The organism is Pseudomonas sp. 20P_3.2_Bac5, assembly GCF_025466035.1.
In the GTDB taxonomy this organism is placed as follows: domain Bacteria; phylum Pseudomonadota; class Gammaproteobacteria; order Pseudomonadales; family Pseudomonadaceae; genus Aquipseudomonas.
Genome location: NZ_JANLOA010000001.1, coordinates 23,166 through 38,976, shown reverse-complemented (window position 1 = coordinate 38,976; position 15,811 = coordinate 23,166). Strand labels below are relative to the sequence as shown.

Below are 15,811 nucleotides of genomic sequence, written 5' to 3'. Positions count from 1 at the left end.
AGTGCCAGCCATGACCGATCAGCCCCAGGCGCCAGCCGAAGAGCCCAGCGACAACCTCGCGGAGGGCTCAACGCCCACCGTCGGGGCCGAGGACGTGGCAGCCTTCCTGCGCGCCAATCCGACCTTCTTTGTCGAGCACGATGACTTGCTGCTCGACATGCAGATCCCCCACCAGCGCGGCGACAGCGTGTCGCTGGTGGAGCGCCAGCTCAAGCTGCTGCGCGATCGCAACATCGAAATGCGCCACCGCCTTTCCCACCTGATGGATGTCGCCCGCGACAACGACCGACTGTTCGAAAAGACCCGCCGGCTGATCCTCGACCTGCTCGATGCCGATAGCCTGGAAGCCGTGGTCATGGCGGTCGAAGACCGTCTGCGCCAGGACTTCCAGGTGCCCTTCGTCAGCCTCATTCTGTTCGGTGAAAACGCCACGCCCGTGGGCCGCTGGGTCAGCACCAGCGAAGCGCAGCAAGCCATTGGCGGGCTGCTCTGCGGCGGCAAGACGGTCAGCGGCAGCCTGCGTGACCACGAGCTGGACTTCCTGTTTGGCGAGTCGCGCAAGGACGTCGGCTCCAGCGCCGTGGCCGCGGTGGAAAACCAGGGCCTGCACGGTGTACTGGCGATCGGCAGCCGCGACCCGCATCACTACAAGAGCACCGTCGGCACGCTGTTCCTCGGCTATATCGCCGAAGTGCTCGGTCGGGTCATCCCCCAAGTTACCCAGACCCTGCGCCCGGTGCGCTAATGGAACGCCAGTTGGAGGCGTTCCATGCGCACTTGCGCAATGAACGCCAGATGTCCGAGCACACCCAACTGGCCTACCGCCGCGACCTGGACAGCGTCCTGGCGTGGTGCGCCACCGCCGGCATCAGCGACTGGAAAGCCCTGCAGATCCAGCAACTGCGCCAGTTCATCGCCCGCCGCCATCACCAAGGCCAGTCGTCCCGCAGCCTCGCCCGCCTGCTCTCGGCAGTACGCGGCTTCTACCGTTATTTGAACCGCGAAGGCCTGTGCGACCACGACCCGGCCAACGGCCTGGCGGCGCCCAAGGGCGAGCGGCGTCTGCCGCGCACCCTGGACACCGACCGCGCGCTGCAACTGCTCGAAGGCGGCGTCGAGGACGATTTTCTCGCCCGCCGCGATCAGGCGATTCTCGAACTGTTCTATTCCTCCGGCCTGCGCCTTTCCGAGCTGACCAGCCTGAACCTGGAGCAACTGGACCTGCCCGCAGGGCTGGTGCAAGTGCACGGCAAAGGCAGCAAGACCCGCGTCCTGCCGGTCGGGCGCAAGGCGCGCGAGGCGCTCGAACACTGGCTGGCGCTGCGCACGATGAGCAACCCGGCGGACGGCGCCGTCTTCGTCAGCCAGCAAGGCCGCCGCCTCGGCCCGCGCGCCATTCAGTTGCGGGTGCGTGCCGCTGGCGAGCGCGAGTTGGGACAGAACCTGCACCCGCACATGCTCCGCCATTCCTTCGCCAGCCATTTGCTGGAGTCGTCCCAGGACCTGCGCGCGGTACAGGAGATGCTCGGCCACGCCGATATCGCCACCACGCAGATCTACACTCACCTTGATTTCCAGCACCTGGCGGCCGTCTACGACAGCGCCCACCCTCGTGCCAAACGCAGCAAAGGCAGCGACTCATGAGTATCGAGCTGATCACCTTCGACCTTGACGACACCCTGTGGGACACCGCGCCGGTGATCGTCAGCGCCGAGGCCGTCCTGCGCGACTGGCTGGCGGCCAATGCGCCGAGCCTGGGCGGCGTGCCGGTCGAGCACCTGTACGCCATTCGCGAACGCCTGGTGCAGGCCGAGCCCGGCCTCAAGCACCGCATCAGCGCCTTGCGCCGGCGCGTGCTGTTCCATGCCCTGGAAGATGTCGGCTACAGCGAAGCGCACGCCCGCGAGCTGGCCAACGAAGGGTTCGAGGTGTTCCTCCACGCCCGTCACCAGATCGATATCTTCCCCGAGGTGCAGCCGGTGCTGGAAATCCTGCGCCACCATTACACCCTCGGGGTGGTCACCAACGGCAACGCCGATGTGCGCCGCCTGGGCCTGGCCGACTATTTCAAATTCGCGCTCTGCGCCGAAGACCTGGGGATCGGCAAGCCGGACCCGGCGCCCTTCCTTGAAGCCTTGCGCCAGGGCGGCGTCGAGGCCGGTGCCGCGGTGCATATCGGCGATCATCCCGGCGATGACATCGCCGGGGCGCAACAGGCCGGCCTGCGCGCGGTGTGGTTCAACCCCCAGGGCAAAGCCTGGCAAGCCGACGGCCGCCCGGACGCGGAAATCCAGCGCCTGTCGCAATTGCCGGAAGTGCTCGCCCGCTGGCGCTGAACCCCAAACGCAAAAAAGCCCGCTGCAATGGCGGGCTTTTTTGTTACAGCGGCCTCAGATGGGACGGCTACCGTATTTGTTGTCAGGCTTCTTGGGCGGGTCGGCAACCACGTTGGCTTCGACTTCCTGCACTTTGCCACCGCGAGACAGGAACTCTTCCATCGCACGGGCGATAGCGTCGCGTTCCTTCTGCTTGGCTTCCATGCTCGGCATTTCGTCGACCGCTGCCGCAGCCTTGGACTTGCCCTTGGCAGCCGGCGCCGGGCTGTCATCGCCCGCGTCGTCCGCCACATCGTCGGCTGCCGCTTCGAGGCCTTCATCACCTTCGTCTTCGTCGCCTACTTCGAGGTCATCGTTTTCCAGATCGTCGTCGCTCATGTTCTACCTCATGACTTGCGAAAAGCAGATTAGTTATAGACCAGCAGCCGTGGAGGTTTACGACCGCTGGAGAAAAAACAGACCTCGGGTAACCCGTGATCGACAGCACCCGCCGTGTCGCCTGACGAGCGCCGTGCAGGCTACTTTGAGCCTGACCAAATAAAGAGCTGCCGGTTCAACCACACCGGACTTTACCCCGCCGACAGGGCCTGCTCATCGACAAGCCTAGCAAAGGGCCATGAAGTGTGTGAACAGGCCATCATCACTCCACGGCGCGCATTCTAGCGTGCCCGTTGAAAAAGCAAAGTGCCTAAATCTCCCGGACGCCTGTAAGTTTTCCGCTGACAAACCAGGCGCCGTCGCGCAATGCATTCCCGCAGCGATGAACCTGAGGCGAAAAACCGTTTGCGTCGCCAACAAGGGCAAAATCCAGACGAAAAAATGCCCGGCGAACCGGGCAAGTTTTTTCGAGGGCAGTTACAGGTTGTAGCCGCGCTCGTTGTGTTGTGCCAGGTCGAGACCGACCGACTCTTCTTCTTCGTTCACACGCAAGCCCATGACCAGGTCCAGCACCTTGAGGATCACGTAGGTGACGATCGCGGTGTAGATCACGGTGAAGCCGACACCCTTGGCCTGAATCCAGACTTGAGCGCCGATATCGGTAACGGTGCCGAAGCCGCCCAGGGCCGGTGCTGCGAACACACCGGTGAGGATCGCACCGACGATACCGCCGATACCGTGGACGCCGAAGGCATCGAGCGAGTCGTCATAGCCCAGTTTGCGTTTCAGGCTGGTGGCGCAGAAGAAGCAGATCACGCCAGCGACCAGGCCGATCACCAGGGCGCCCATCGGGCCGACGGTGCCGGCAGCCGGGGTGATGGCGACGAGGCCGGCAACCACACCCGAGGCGATGCCCAGTGCGCTTGGTTTACCGTGGGTGATCCACTCGGCGAACATCCAGCCCAGCGCGGCGGCGGCGGTGGCGACCTGGGTCACCAGCATCGCCATGCCGGCGGTGCCGTTGGCGGCGGCGGCGGAGCCGGCGTTGAAGCCGAACCAGCCAACCCACAGCATGGCGGCGCCGATCAGGGTGTAACCGAGGTTGTGCGGGGCCATCGGGGTGGTCGGGAAGCCTTTACGCTTGCCCAGCACCAGGCAGGCCACCAGGCCGGCAACACCGGCGTTGATGTGCACCACGGTGCCGCCCGCAAAGTCCAGTACGCCCCAGTCCCACATCAGGCCGCCGTTGCCGGACCAGACCATGTGCGCGATCGGTGCATAGACCAGGGTGAACCAGATACCCATGAACAGCAGCATCGCGGAGAACTTCATGCGCTCGGCGAAGGCACCGACGATCAGGGCCGGGGTAATGATGGCGAAGGTCATCTGGAAGACGACGAACACCGCTTCCGGGAAGGCCGCAGTCAGGCTTTCCGGCGTCACGCCGGCGAGGAATGCCTTGGACAGGCCGCCGACGAAGGAATTGAAGTTGGTGACGCCCTGCTCCATACCGGTGGTATCGAACGCCATGCTGTAGCCGTAGACGACCCAGAGCACGCTGATCAGGCCGGTAATGGCGAAACACTGCATCATCACCGAGAGGACGTTCTTCGAACGCACCATGCCGCCGTAGAACAGCGCCAGGCCAGGAATGGTCATGAACAGGACGAGGGCAGTTGCGGTAAGCATCCAGGCGGTGTCGCCGGAATTGAGCGCCGGGGCTGCTGCCGCCGCCGCGGTTTCCTCGGCAAATGCCAGGCCAGGCATTGTGAGGGACAAAAGGGCTCCTAGCCCTGCGAACTTACGCAGAGTCATGTTGTTATCTCCTGGGGCGTTGGGTTTGGGGCGGCTTGTTTTAGATCGCGTCGGTATCGGTTTCGCCGGTACGGATGCGGATAGCCTGTTCCAGATTCACCACGAAAATCTTGCCGTCACCGATCTTGCCGGTGTTGGCGGCCTTGGTGATGGCTTCAATGACCCGGTCCAGATCCTTGTCGTCGATGGCTACATCGATCTTGACCTTGGGCAGGAAGTCGACCACGTATTCCGCGCCGCGATACAGCTCGGTGTGACCCTTTTGACGACCGAAACCTTTGACTTCAGTGACGGTGATGCCCTGCACGCCGATCTCGGACAGCGACTCGCGCACATCGTCCAATTTGAACGGCTTGATGATGGCAGTGACTAGCTTCATGAAACTTTCTCCCGAATTGGTGGACTTGCCCCAGGAAAACAAACCCGACTCAAGTCTAAGCGCAGTGCCTGGCTTTGTAACGCTTCGTCGGCTTTATATGCCCGGTCCGACACCAGTACCGCTCCTGACAAAACACATGTATTCGCGCTGCCTGAGCACTGCCTCGTCACGGGGACTGCATCAGTGCATGGGTCACGATGGTCTTAGCAGAAACCTTGCCATGTCTGACAAAAGCCCGGATTACAACGACTTGGGAGCGATTCACGATATTGGCCAGTCGCTAGCAGGCGAGGGACGCACAATAAAGGTGCGTGACCATTCCCGGGCATGCTCAAAAAGCGTGCAGCAAAAGGCCGCTATTGCCCCGTGCTACACTGCCGCCCCTCTTTGCCTGACAGGACAGCCGATCATGCTCGCGCCCAAAGCCTTTCTCGATGCCCTGAGCGACCAGGCCTCGCGCCTGTTCAGTGGCGACGCCTCGCAGCCACGCAACGAACTCGAAAGCCAGTTCAAGGCCCTGCTGCAAAGCGGCTTCAGCAAACTCGACCTGGTCAGCCGGGAAGAATTCGACAGCCAGATGGTCGTGCTCGCCCGCACCCGCGCTCGCCTTGAAGCGCTGGAATCCAAGGTCGAAGAACTCGAAGCCCGCCTCAACCCCATCACCAGCGAGTGAGCGACACGCTCTCGCACCCCCGCGAATGTTGGCCAGTGCCGAACGCTGGCCACATCAAGTAATGATTTTTTCTTGACGCCATTGAAGCGCCATCACCCGCTGTGATGAAATGCGCGTTCGCGCGAAGCCAACAAGGCTTCGCCTTGCCTGCTTCAGGGATGACCATCTTCACTACGCCCCTTCGCGAGCGCCCTGAGGTTCTGTCGTGAGCACCAGGAGCGCACCATTGATCCCCTCTCAAAATCCGATCGGCTCACGGACTTTCCGTGCAACGGCCCTGGCCCTTTCCATCACCCTCGTCACCAGTGGCTGCGCCACCGTGCACGACTTCGCCGCCAGCCACAGTGAAAGCGTCAACTGCATTACCGGCGGCGCCATCGGTGCCGTCGCGGGTGCTGCGGCCGGCGCCATGGTCAAGAAGAACAAGAAGGAAAAGGGCAACGGCTCGATCATCGGCGGCGCACTCATCGGCGCCACCGCCGGTTGCGGCATCGCACTGGTGTACAAGAACCGCATCGACAAGCTCGAGAAGGTCGCCAAGGAAGAGAACCTGCGCCTGCAGACCGAAACCCTGAAGACCGCAGAACCCGGTGCCGCACCGGAAGACGCCGGTTTCGTCGCCCAGGTCGAAGACCAGGGCATGTTCCCGCTGGGCAGCGCGGCCCTGACCGCCGACGGCCAGCGCCAGGTGCGCAAGCTCGCCAGCGCCTTCGCCAGCAAGCCGGGTGAGAAAGACACCACGGCCATCCTGGTGGTCGGCCACACCGACGCCACCGGCAGCGCCGCCACCAACCAGAAGCTTTCGGAACAACGCGCCCGCGCCGTCGCCAGCATTCTGGCCGAGCAGGGCATCAGCGCCGACCGCATGTACTTCCAGGGCGCGGGCGCTTCGCGTCCGGTGGCCGACAACACCGACGTCACCGAGCGGGCGAAAAACCGCCGCGTGGAAATCGTCGAAGTGAATGACGTGCAGACCCTGGTCAAGCGCATCAACGCCGAGCAGAACAACCCGAAATACCTGGCCCACGGTACGTCCACTACCGCGCCGGCCGCCCCGGCTCAAGGCAAAGCGACCGCCAGCAGCGGCAAAACCGCGTCGGGCAAGAACACCAGCGTGGCCAAGTCCGGCAGCGACAAGTCCGCCACCACGGTCGCCAAGACCGGGACGGACAAGACCAGCACCACCGTCGCGAAAACCGACACCAGCAAAGACACCAGCAGCGAGTCCACGGCGCAGTCGCCGGTCGTGACCAGCACGCAAGGCAAGTCCAGCGAAGTCGCCTCGGCCAAAGCGCCGACCAGCTCCGCCAGCCCGTTCAAAGGCACAGCGGTGGACTTCGGTGGCAAGCCGGCCAGCACCAACCAATGGACCCTGGGCCAGGCCATCACGCCCAAGAGCGGTGGTTTCGCCCTGATCTCCAGCGCGCAGGCGTCGCAGATCCCCATGAGCAGTTGCGAAGCCGACCAGCCGCGCGAAAGCGGCAAGGTGTTCAACCTGGCCAGCGGCAAAGCCGTGGAAAACCGTGCCACCACCGATTACCTGCCCGGCTACAACAACCGGGTCTGGGCTGAAACGGTCAACGGCCACCTGGTGACCATTTCGCCGGTGTCCATCCTGCGCGAATCCGCTGCGGTGGACCGCCAGCCGTTCATCCAGGTCGTGGAAAACTACGACAAGGGCAACCGCAAGGCGCTGAGCAAGGTCAACGCCGTGGCCAACACCTACGAAGGCCAGGACCGCGTGCTCTACCGCGTCTTCATCCAGAACCCCAAGGCACCGCTGTCCTGCATGGACGTGGTGTTCAGCAAAGGCAACTCACAGGCCACTGACGGGGTGCTGTTCTACCCGAAAAGCTCCGGTGAAACCTACTCCGCCCGCTACGTGCCCACCCGCACCTGATACAAGGAACGAACAATGGAAGACTTGAGCTTCAAAGCGCTCATGGCCCTCGCGGGGGCTAACAAGCTGATCACCGGGGCGGTGGTTACAACCTTGCTCTCGGTCATCCTGATCAAGGTCTACTGGGAACAGGTCAGCTACTTCGCCATGCGCGTGTGGCACGGTTTCCCGCTGATCGGCACCGTCGCACGGCTGTCCCGTGACGGCATGATCATCGACAACAAGAACTGGCTCCAGAACGAGACAGCGCTGTGTAACAACTACTACGACTACTACAAGGAAATCGGCGAGAAGAACGCCGACTACTACAACAAGTCCGAAGCCTATCTCGACGCCATCGGCGAAGGTGGTCGTCGCGAGCGTCCGACCTGGGTGCTGGTGCTGATCTTCCTGCTGATCATGTTCGAGGCCGTGGGTTTCGCCTACGTGCTGGTGCCGTTCATCAACCAGAACGCCTCCTCGAATGACCAGACCTACCTGGCCTGGATCGCCGCCTTCCTGCTCTCGGTGCTCTCGGCGGGCCTGGCTGAAGCCGCCGGTCGCGCCATCCACCACAACTCGCTGGTGAAGAAAGCCCGCCACTGGTGGGAAATCGACCCGGACAAAGGCAACACCCCGCTCAAGCAGATCCAGCCGGGCCACCGCATCAAGGACACCCACGACGACAAGGGCGCCAAGGACTACAACCGTATCCTGGCCCGTCTGACCACCAACCAGACCGTCACCCCGCGCAACGGCATGATCATCGGCTGCGCCGTGGTCGTGCTGATCATGGCCTGCGCCGCGTTCGGCATCCGCGCCTACCAGCTCAAGAGCATCGAGACCGAAATGGTCGGCAACCCGAATGTGTTCGCCGAGCAGAGCTACGAAGGCAGCGCCAGCCCGTTCGAGCTGCCGTCCGAATCGGCTTCGGTCAACCAGGAAGCCAGCGACAAGACCCTGGACGACCGGATGGACGCCATCCGTAGCGCTTCGTTGATCACCTTCGTGGTGCTCTCGGTGATCTACATCTCGATCCAGGCGGTCAGCGTCTGGCTGGCGTCGATCTTCGGCTTCGCCGGGGCCGAGTCGAAAAAGGCCTGGGAGTACACCCACAAGTTCAACAACGCCGCCGAACTGGAGCGTTGGATGGACAATCAACGCACCCGCATCGCCGCCCACGCCGACCACAAGCTGCGCATGCTGCAGTTGAAGTTGTCGCAGCGCCCGACCACCGACCGCAAAGTGCAGGAAGCCATCAGCGGCGCCCACGGTCGCGACTTCAACGTCTACGCCTCGCGCATGCATGAAGAAGCGCTTATCCGTGACGCCACGCTCGCCGCAGCCGCCGCCGGCCAACCCGCCGTGGCCGTGCCTGTTGCCCAACCTGTAGCTCAGCCGGCACCGGTTGCCGTGGCGCCGCAGCCAGCGGTGGTTGCCGAGCCTGTGGTTGCACCGCAGCCGGTCGCAGCACCCGCTCCGGTCGTTGCTCCACAGCCTGTTGCAGCGCCAGCGCCGGTCGCCGCCGTGCAGCCAGCAGCGGTCGAGCAGGCAGCACCCGCCGCGCAAGCCGGTGGCCTGGACGCGATGCGCGCCATGGACCTGACCCGCTTCAGCGAAGACGACCTGCGCAAAGTCAGCGAGAAGAAGGGCCTGGACGCGGAAGCGGTACTGAAGATCCGCGCCGATCAAATCCTGCTCAAAGAATTCGAAGGGATCTGAATGAAGCTCAAGCCCTTTTTCGCCCTGCTGCTGTGCCTGCCTGCGTTCGCGCAGGCGGCCGAGCGCAATGAAATTCCCGACTGCTACAGCTACGCCAAGGTCAGCGACTTCCGCCAGCCGGCGTCGGGCCGTGAACTGACGGTGATCGTCGACCAGACCATTCCGATGCCCGAAAGCATCCAGAAAGCCACCTGGGCCCAGATCAACCGCTTCGTCGCCCCCGGCGACCGGGTGCGTCTGTACAGCTTCTCGGCGTTCCTGCCCAACCAGTTCATGCAACTGCGTTTCGCCGGCGAGCTGAACACCCCGCTGGAAGGCAAGGTCCGCGACAGCGTTGGCATGTCGTCGCTGCGCACGTTCGACAAATGCGTCGCGCAGCAGCGGGACTTCTTCCAGAAGAAGTTCGGCGGCGCCTTCGTCAGCACCCTGCGCGAAGCGTCCGAAGACATTCCGCGCAGCGAGATCTTCCATTCGCTGCGTGACATCGGCAACGACCTGGCCACCCAGCCAGCGCAAGAGCGGGTCATCCTGCTGATTTCCGACATGCTGGAAAACAGCGACTTCGGCAGCTTCTACGTGAACAACCGGATCCGCGACCTGCAAGCCCAGGCCGAACTCAAGCGCGTCGAAGAGAAACAGCTCTACGCCGACCTGCAAGGCGCCCGCGTCTATGTAGCCGGTGCCGGGCTGGTGACCAAGGACGTGAAACAGGCCTACCGTTCCGGCAAGACCATGGAACTGCTGGAAGGCTTCTGGAAAGGCTACTTCAGCGGCTCCAACGCCAGCCTCGTAGCGTTCGGCGCCCCCAGCCTGAACGTCGACCTGAAGTAACCCCCTCACCCGCCGCCTACAGGCGGCGGGTGTTTTTTTCGGGAACGACCTGATCGCCCTCGGCAACACCCGGATTCACTCTCCCGCCTGCACCCCGTGAACCCGCCACTATCCTTGCAAAGCCGCACGACGCGGCCCCGCAATGATCATGGAGCGTTCATGTCCCTCGCCCTTGTCCACAGCCGCGCCCAGGTGGGCGTGCTGGCCCCGCCTGTCATCATCGAAGCCCACCTCGCCAACGGTTTGCCGACCCTGACGCTGGTCGGCCTGCCTGAAGCCACGGTCAAGGAAAGCAAGGACCGGGTGCGCAGCGCGATCCTCAATTCGAAGCTGGAATTTCCGGCGCGGCGGATCACCCTCAACCTGGCGCCGGCAGATTTGCCCAAGGATGGCGGCCGCTTCGATCTGGCGATTGCCCTGGGGCTACTCGCCGCCAATGGGCAATTTCCACTGGCGGCGCTGGACAAGGTGGAGTGCCTGGGTGAGTTGGCGTTGTCCGGCGCGGTGCGCCCGGTGCAGGGCGTGCTGCCAGCCGCTCTTGCCGCACGCGAAGCCGGCCGCGCGCTGGTGGTGCCGAAGGAAAATGCCGAAGAAGCGTGCATGGCCTCGGGCTTGGTGGTGTATGCAGCGGAGCACCTGCTGGAACTGGTCGGACATTTCAGCGGGCAGCAACCGATGGAACCCTACAAGGCCAACGGCTTGCTGATGCAGTCCCGGCCCTACCCGGACCTGAGCGAAGTGCAAGGCCAACTCGCCGCCAAGCGCGCGCTACTGGTCGCGGCGGCGGGGGCTCACAATCTGCTTTTCACAGGCCCGCCCGGCACCGGCAAGACGCTGCTCGCCAGTCGCCTGCCCGGCCTGTTGCCGCCACTGGATGAACGCGAGGCATTGGAAGTCGCGGCGATTCAGTCAGTGGCCAGCTCAAAGCCGCTGGACTGCTGGCCGCAACGCCCCTTTCGCCACCCGCACCACTCGGCTTCCGGGCCGGCGTTGGTCGGGGGTGGTTCGCGCCCGACCCCGGGCGAAATCACCCTCGCCCATCACGGCGTCCTGTTTCTCGATGAACTCCCCGAGTTCGAGCGCCGCGTGCTGGAGGTGCTTCGCGAGCCTCTGGAATCAGGCGAGATCGTGGTGGCGCGGGCGCGGGACCGGGTACGCTTTCCGGCACGCTTTCAACTGGTCGCGGCGATGAACCCTTGCCCCTGTGGATATCTCGGCGACCCCACTGGCCGCTGCCGCTGCAGCACTGAAATGGTCCAGCGCTATCGCAACAAACTTTCCGGCCCGCTGCTCGACCGCATCGACCTGCACCTCACCGTCGCCCGCGAAGCCACCGCCCTCTCACCCACCACCGACAACGGCCCCGACAGTGCCACCCTCGCCCATCAGGTCGCCATCACCCGCGAACGCCAGCAGCGACGACAGGGCTGTGCCAACGCCTTCCTCGATCTGCCCGGCCTGCGCCGGCACTGCGGGTTATCCACAGAGGACGAGCGCTGGCTGGAGAATGCGTGCGAGCGGCTGACCCTTTCACTGCGCGCCGCGCATCGCTTGCTCAAGGTGGCGAGGACGTTGGCGGATCTGGAAGAAGCCAGGGATATTCGCCGGGAGCATCTGGCGGAGGCGTTGCAGTATCGGCCGGCGGGGCAGCAGTAAGAACTGAGCATGGGTAACTTCAGACGAATCGACCTTGCTGCGTACAATGCTCTGTACCATGATTCGCTCTCAGTTCATCCCCGCCTGCGCTCATACGGAAACCACATCATGCAGATTCTTACTTTCAGCGAGGCACGTGCCAATTTGAAACAGACCATGGATGACGTTTGCCGGGATCACGAGCCGGCGGTGATTACCCGCCAACGCGGTGAACCTGTAGTGGTCATGTCCCTTGAGGATTACAACTCGATGGCGGAAACCGTCTACCTGCTTGGTAACGAGAAGAATGCGGCCTGGCTGCGCGAGTCCATTGCGCAACATAAAGCTGGAAAGGTCTTCACGCAGGAGATGTCATTGAATGTCCCAACAGAAGACTAAACAGCGCAATAAACAAGAAGCCCGCCACAACGTTTCAGTCTCTTTCACCCCCAATGGCTGGAAGGACTACCAGCATTGGAAGGCCAGTGACGAGGCAATATCCGCAGTGATAGATCGACTGATTCTGGAGTGCTTGCGAACGCCTTTTTCCGGCTCGGGCAAGCCTGAAGCACTCAAGGGCGACCTGAGCGGCTATCACTCCCGCCGAATCACCATAGAGCATCGCCTGATCTATCTCTATGAAGCGGGAACGCTGACTATCCTGGCCTGCCGCTACCACTACGAGTGACGCCCGCCAGCACCGCATCCACCAGCGCTTTCGCCATCTCCGCCTGCTGGGCGATCCCCAGTGCCATCGCCTGGTCGTTCAAGCACAGGTATTCGGCGCTGTCGTGGGCGAAGGCCTGGACACTGTTGAGTATCTGGCTGACATGGACCAGCGCGTCTTCGGCACAGATGCCTTCGCGGGCGATGAACATCGGATTGCCATGGAAATCGGTCGGGCCGAACGGGACCGGGCAGGTCAACACGCGGGTGAGTTCGAGGGTCGGGGGATCGGGGACGGGCTTTTTCATCTTGCAACTCCTATGCAATGGAGCTGCCGCCATGGCGCTGCGAAACGGATGGGGTGGCAGCTGTACGCGGGTTCGCAGACCGGGCATAGGAACCGGCGCACCCGGAGGTGCCCCGCGCACAACCGCCATAACAGGGACACACGGACCAAAGGCGACCCGCGATCTGAAATGAGGTTCTGGCTATGCTCTGGGCTGCGACACCCGATCACTGAAAATCAGCGACGCTCGGAGCCTAAGCAGCCACCCAGGCGGGCGCAACAGAGCAACAGGCCGCGGAGTATGATTCAGAAGAGCCCTACAGAAAACGGCTACGAGGCATTGTGAAATCTATTGTTTCGAATAACAGTTGAAACCGTCAGCGCCCCACCACGCCAGAGAACTCCATGCCCGCACTCCTCCAGGACTACCCTCTTCTGCTCGGCATTTTCCTGCTCGGGCTCGATCTGCTGCTGTGGCGGGCGATTCCCATCGAGAAGCGCAACTGGCGCATCGCCGCGCGGGTGGTGGCGTTCCTGCTGTTTACCGGGGTGCTGCTGAGCGCCGGGATCAGCCCGTTGCAACCGCCACCCTGGCCCGAGGATGTCGCGCGCAATCTGCTGGCGACGGTGCTGGAAATTGTCTGGTGGCTGTTCGCCGCGCGGACGTTGACGGTGGTGATCGGCCTGTTGCTGATTGCCCGCAGCGGGCACACCGGACGGCTGTTGCAGGATGTGGTGGGCGCGGTGATTTTCCTGGTGGCGATCGTCGCCGCCGCGGCCTATGTGATGCAGTTACCGGTCAAGGGCCTGCTGGCGACATCCGGGGTGATGGCGATCGTCATCGGCCTGGCGCTGCAAAGCACGCTGAGCGATGTGTTCTCCGGCATCGTGCTGAACACCACCCGGCCCTATCAGATCGATGACTGGATCAGCATCGACGGCACCGAAGGCCGGGTGATCGATATCGACTGGCGCGCCACCCGCCTGCTCACCGGCAACGGCAGCATGGCGGTGATCCCCAACTCGGTGGCGGCCAAGGCCAAGCTGCTCAATTTCAGCCGGCCCAACGATGTTCACGGCGTGTCCATCACGGTGGTGGTGCCGGCAAGCGTGCGGCCGCGCAAGGTGCTGGATGCGCTGGAAAAGACCCTGCAAGGCAGCAGCGCGCTGCTGACCACGCCCAAGCCGAAGGCGACGATCAAGGCTTCGACCCTGGAATCGGTGGAGTACGAGGCCAGCGGCTTCGTCAGTTCAATGGACCAGAAGAACCCGGTGCGCAACCAGATGTTCGACCTCGCCCACCGTCACCTCGAAGCGGCCGGCGTCATCTGGAATGGCGACAGCCAGGTCCGCCCGTGGAGCCGCCAGCGCAGTCTGCTGGAGGATGTGCGGATCTTCCGTGCCCTGAGCAGCGAGGAAAAAGACAGCCTGAGCCAGCGCATGATCGCCATCGAATACCCGGCCGATCAAGTGATCCTCGGCCTCGATCAGGCTTCCGAGCATGTATTGGTGATTGGCACCGGCGTGGTGTCGGCGGCGGTCCACGACGGTGAGCGGTTGCTGGAAGCCGGGCGCATGGGCCCGGGCGAAGTGCTGGGCGTCGAAGGGCTGTTGGACGGCGACGCCTCCAACGCCGAATTCCGCACGCTGACCAGTTGCCTGCTCTATCGCATCGACAAGGCCGAGGTCCGCGACTGCCTGGAAAAACGCGACGAGGTGAAGGCTGCACTGAGCAAGCTGCAGCACGTGCGCGAGCAGAACAGCCAGTCGTTGGTTTTGCAGAAACCCGCCGAAATCAAAAAAGGCGGTTTCCTCAACTGGCTCAAGAAGGCCTAAAGCACCACGCGAAGGCACTGCCCGGCGTGATACAGCGAGAACCCGGTTTCATAGAAACCGGTCCGCAGCGCCGGCACTGCCACCGGTTTCATCGGTGAGAACGGGATCGGCAGCGCGTCCGGGTCATCCTGCAGCAGGAACTGCGCGAAGGCTTTGCCGATCACCGTGCCGGTGGTGTTGCCGCGACCGTTGTAGCCGGTCACGGCGACGATGCCCGGCGCTGGCTCGAACAGGCGCATCAGGTGGTCGGGGGTGAAGTCGATGCAGCCGGTCCAGTGCATTTCCCACTCGACCTTGCCCAGTTGCGGGAAGTAGTGGCTCTGGATGCGGTCGGCCCAACTGCGCACGAACCACGCCGGTTTGTTGTCGACCCGGCCGAGGCTGCCCAGCAGCAGGCGGCCCTGGTCGTCGCGGCGGATGCTGCTTAGCACGGTGCGGGTGTCCCAGGAGCCTTGGCCGTGTTTGAGCACATTGTCGGCGGCCGCGCCGTGCAGCGGCGCCGAGGCGACCTGGTAGTAATAGCCACGGAAAAAGTGGCGCTGCAGGTCAGTCCAGTCGCCTTCGGTGTAGGCGCCGGTGGAGATCACCACTTTCTCGGCGCTGACGGCGCCTTTGGCGGTTTTCACCTGCCAGCCGCTGCCGTTGCGCACCAGCCCTTGCACCGGGGACTGTGGATAAATCTTGCCACCGAGGCGGGTGACCGCTTCGGCCAGGCCACGGGTGTAGGCCATGGGGTTGATGGTGCCGGCGCGGCGGTCGAGCAGCGCGGCGGAAATCTTGTCGGTGCCGCAGTAGTCCTCGCAGCGGGCGCCGGTGAGCAGTTCGACGTCGGCGCCGCGGCGGGTCCATTGTTCGTGACGGGCTTGCAGGTCGGCCACGCCGGTGGCGTTGTGGGCCATGTGCAAGGTGCCTTCATTGCGCGCCTGGCAGTCGATGCCGAGGCGCTCGATCAAGGCGAAGACTTGCGCCGGGGCCTCGCCCAACAGTTTGTTCAGACGACTGCCCTGTTGCTGGCCGAGGGTGGTCTCGACGTCGTCGGGGCGAATCCAGGTGCCGGCGTTGACCAGCCCGACATTGCGCCCGGAACCGCCGTGGCCGATGACGCTGGCTTCCAGCACCACCACCGACTTGCCCTGTTCGAGCAAGTGCAGCGCCGCCGAGAGACCGGTGATGCCGCCACCGATCACACAGACATCGGCCTTGGCCTCGGCCGCCAATGCCGCAGCGGGCGCCGCGGGCGAGGTGACGTATTCCCACAAGCATTGTTGACGCAGTTCGGGCATGGCCTGGCTCCGGCGGTGGTCATGTCATTTTTAGGGCCTTCTCGCGCGTGAGCTCGCGCCTACAGTTGTTGTAGGAGCGAGCTTGCTCGCGA

General features: G+C 63.6%; 16 protein-coding genes. 11 read left to right on the top strand and 5 right to left on the bottom strand.

The window, feature by feature from the left end:
* Nucleotides 1-10 precede the first annotated feature (10 nt).
* Genes NTD88_RS00145 through NTD88_RS00135 form a run of 3 tightly spaced genes read left to right on the top strand, consistent with a single transcriptional unit; the run spans nucleotide 11 to nucleotide 2,336 of the window.
* The gene (locus tag NTD88_RS00145) at nucleotides 11-745 is read left to right on the top strand and encodes a DUF484 family protein (protein ID WP_262153625.1); all 735 of its coding nucleotides are present in this window, start codon (nucleotides 11-13) and stop codon (nucleotides 743-745) included.
* Entirely contained in the window at nucleotides 745-1,644 is a 900-nt protein-coding gene (xerC, locus tag NTD88_RS00140) for a tyrosine recombinase XerC (protein ID WP_095156480.1), read from the top strand. The genes NTD88_RS00145 and xerC overlap by 1 nt, the downstream gene beginning before the upstream one ends.
* A complete protein-coding gene (locus NTD88_RS00135) occupies nucleotides 1,641-2,336 on the top strand; it encodes an HAD family hydrolase (protein ID WP_095156481.1) in 696 nt (231 codons plus the stop codon). Before xerC ends, NTD88_RS00135 begins: the two co-directional genes overlap by 4 nt.
* Before the next feature lie 54 nt (nucleotides 2,337-2,390).
* On the opposite strand, the gene sutA is transcribed toward NTD88_RS00135, so the two are convergent.
* From sutA to glnK, 3 genes are all read right to left on the bottom strand, one after another.
* Nucleotides 2,391-2,714 carry a transcriptional regulator SutA gene (gene sutA, locus NTD88_RS00130; protein ID WP_095156482.1) on the bottom strand — a complete coding sequence of 108 codons (324 nt, stop codon included), beginning with the start codon at nucleotides 2,712-2,714 and terminating at the stop codon, nucleotides 2,391-2,393.
* Between the two features lie 477 nt (nucleotides 2,715-3,191).
* Nucleotides 3,192-4,529 carry an ammonium transporter gene (locus NTD88_RS00125; RefSeq protein ID WP_262153624.1) on the bottom strand — a complete coding sequence of 446 codons (1,338 nt, stop codon included), beginning with the start codon at nucleotides 4,527-4,529 and terminating at the stop codon, nucleotides 3,192-3,194.
* A 40-nt stretch (nucleotides 4,530-4,569) separates the two neighbouring features.
* Nucleotides 4,570-4,908 (bottom strand): P-II family nitrogen regulator, encoded by a 339-nt coding sequence (gene glnK, locus NTD88_RS00120; RefSeq protein WP_002555808.1) that lies wholly within the window; start codon nucleotides 4,906-4,908, stop codon nucleotides 4,570-4,572.
* 409 nt (nucleotides 4,909-5,317) lie between these two features.
* On the opposite strand from glnK, the gene NTD88_RS00115 reads away from it, so the two are divergent.
* From NTD88_RS00115 to NTD88_RS00085, 7 genes are all read left to right on the top strand, one after another.
* The gene (locus tag NTD88_RS00115; protein ID WP_095156484.1) at nucleotides 5,318-5,581 is read left to right on the top strand and encodes an accessory factor UbiK family protein; all 264 of its coding nucleotides are present in this window, start codon (nucleotides 5,318-5,320) and stop codon (nucleotides 5,579-5,581) included.
* 226 nt (nucleotides 5,582-5,807) lie between these two features.
* Nucleotides 5,808-7,481 carry an OmpA family protein gene (locus NTD88_RS00110; protein WP_262153623.1) on the top strand — a complete coding sequence of 558 codons (1,674 nt, stop codon included), beginning with the start codon at nucleotides 5,808-5,810 and terminating at the stop codon, nucleotides 7,479-7,481.
* A 15-nt stretch (nucleotides 7,482-7,496) separates the two neighbouring features.
* Nucleotides 7,497-9,182, top strand: a complete 1,686-nt coding sequence (locus NTD88_RS00105) for a PXPV repeat protein (protein WP_095156485.1) — start codon at nucleotides 7,497-7,499, stop codon at nucleotides 9,180-9,182.
* Nucleotides 9,183-10,013, top strand: coding sequence for a hypothetical protein (locus NTD88_RS00100; protein ID WP_262153622.1), 831 nt, complete (start codon nucleotides 9,183-9,185; stop codon nucleotides 10,011-10,013). It abuts the gene before it with no gap.
* A gap of 159 nt (nucleotides 10,014-10,172) precedes the next feature.
* On the top strand, nucleotides 10,173-11,669 hold the full coding sequence (locus NTD88_RS00095; protein ID WP_262153621.1) for a YifB family Mg chelatase-like AAA ATPase: 1,497 nt from the start codon (nucleotides 10,173-10,175) through the stop codon (nucleotides 11,667-11,669).
* Nucleotides 11,670-11,777: 108 nt separating this feature from the next.
* Nucleotides 11,778-12,047, top strand: a complete 270-nt coding sequence (locus NTD88_RS00090; protein ID WP_095159874.1) for a type II toxin-antitoxin system Phd/YefM family antitoxin — start codon at nucleotides 11,778-11,780, stop codon at nucleotides 12,045-12,047.
* On the top strand, nucleotides 12,028-12,336 hold the full coding sequence (locus tag NTD88_RS00085) for a Txe/YoeB family addiction module toxin (RefSeq protein ID WP_262153620.1): 309 nt from the start codon (nucleotides 12,028-12,030) through the stop codon (nucleotides 12,334-12,336). The genes NTD88_RS00090 and NTD88_RS00085 overlap by 20 nt, the downstream gene beginning before the upstream one ends.
* On the opposite strand, the gene NTD88_RS00080 is transcribed toward NTD88_RS00085, so the two are convergent.
* On the bottom strand, nucleotides 12,305-12,622 hold the full coding sequence (locus NTD88_RS00080) for a DUF6124 family protein (protein WP_095159872.1): 318 nt from the start codon (nucleotides 12,620-12,622) through the stop codon (nucleotides 12,305-12,307). The two genes, NTD88_RS00085 and NTD88_RS00080, sit on opposite strands and share 32 nt — an antisense overlap.
* Nucleotides 12,623-13,005: 383 nt before the next feature.
* Here NTD88_RS00080 and NTD88_RS00075 point away from each other — a divergent pair, with 383 nt between their 5' ends.
* Nucleotides 13,006-14,436: a mechanosensitive ion channel family protein gene (locus tag NTD88_RS00075; RefSeq protein WP_262153618.1), complete on the top strand. Its 1,431-nt coding sequence runs from the start codon at nucleotides 13,006-13,008 to the stop codon at nucleotides 14,434-14,436.
* Here the strand turns inward: NTD88_RS00075 and NTD88_RS00070 are convergent.
* Nucleotides 14,433-15,719, bottom strand: a complete 1,287-nt coding sequence (locus NTD88_RS00070; protein ID WP_262153617.1) for an NAD(P)/FAD-dependent oxidoreductase — start codon at nucleotides 15,717-15,719, stop codon at nucleotides 14,433-14,435. The two genes, NTD88_RS00075 and NTD88_RS00070, sit on opposite strands and share 4 nt — an antisense overlap.
* Nucleotides 15,720-15,811 lie beyond the last annotated feature (92 nt).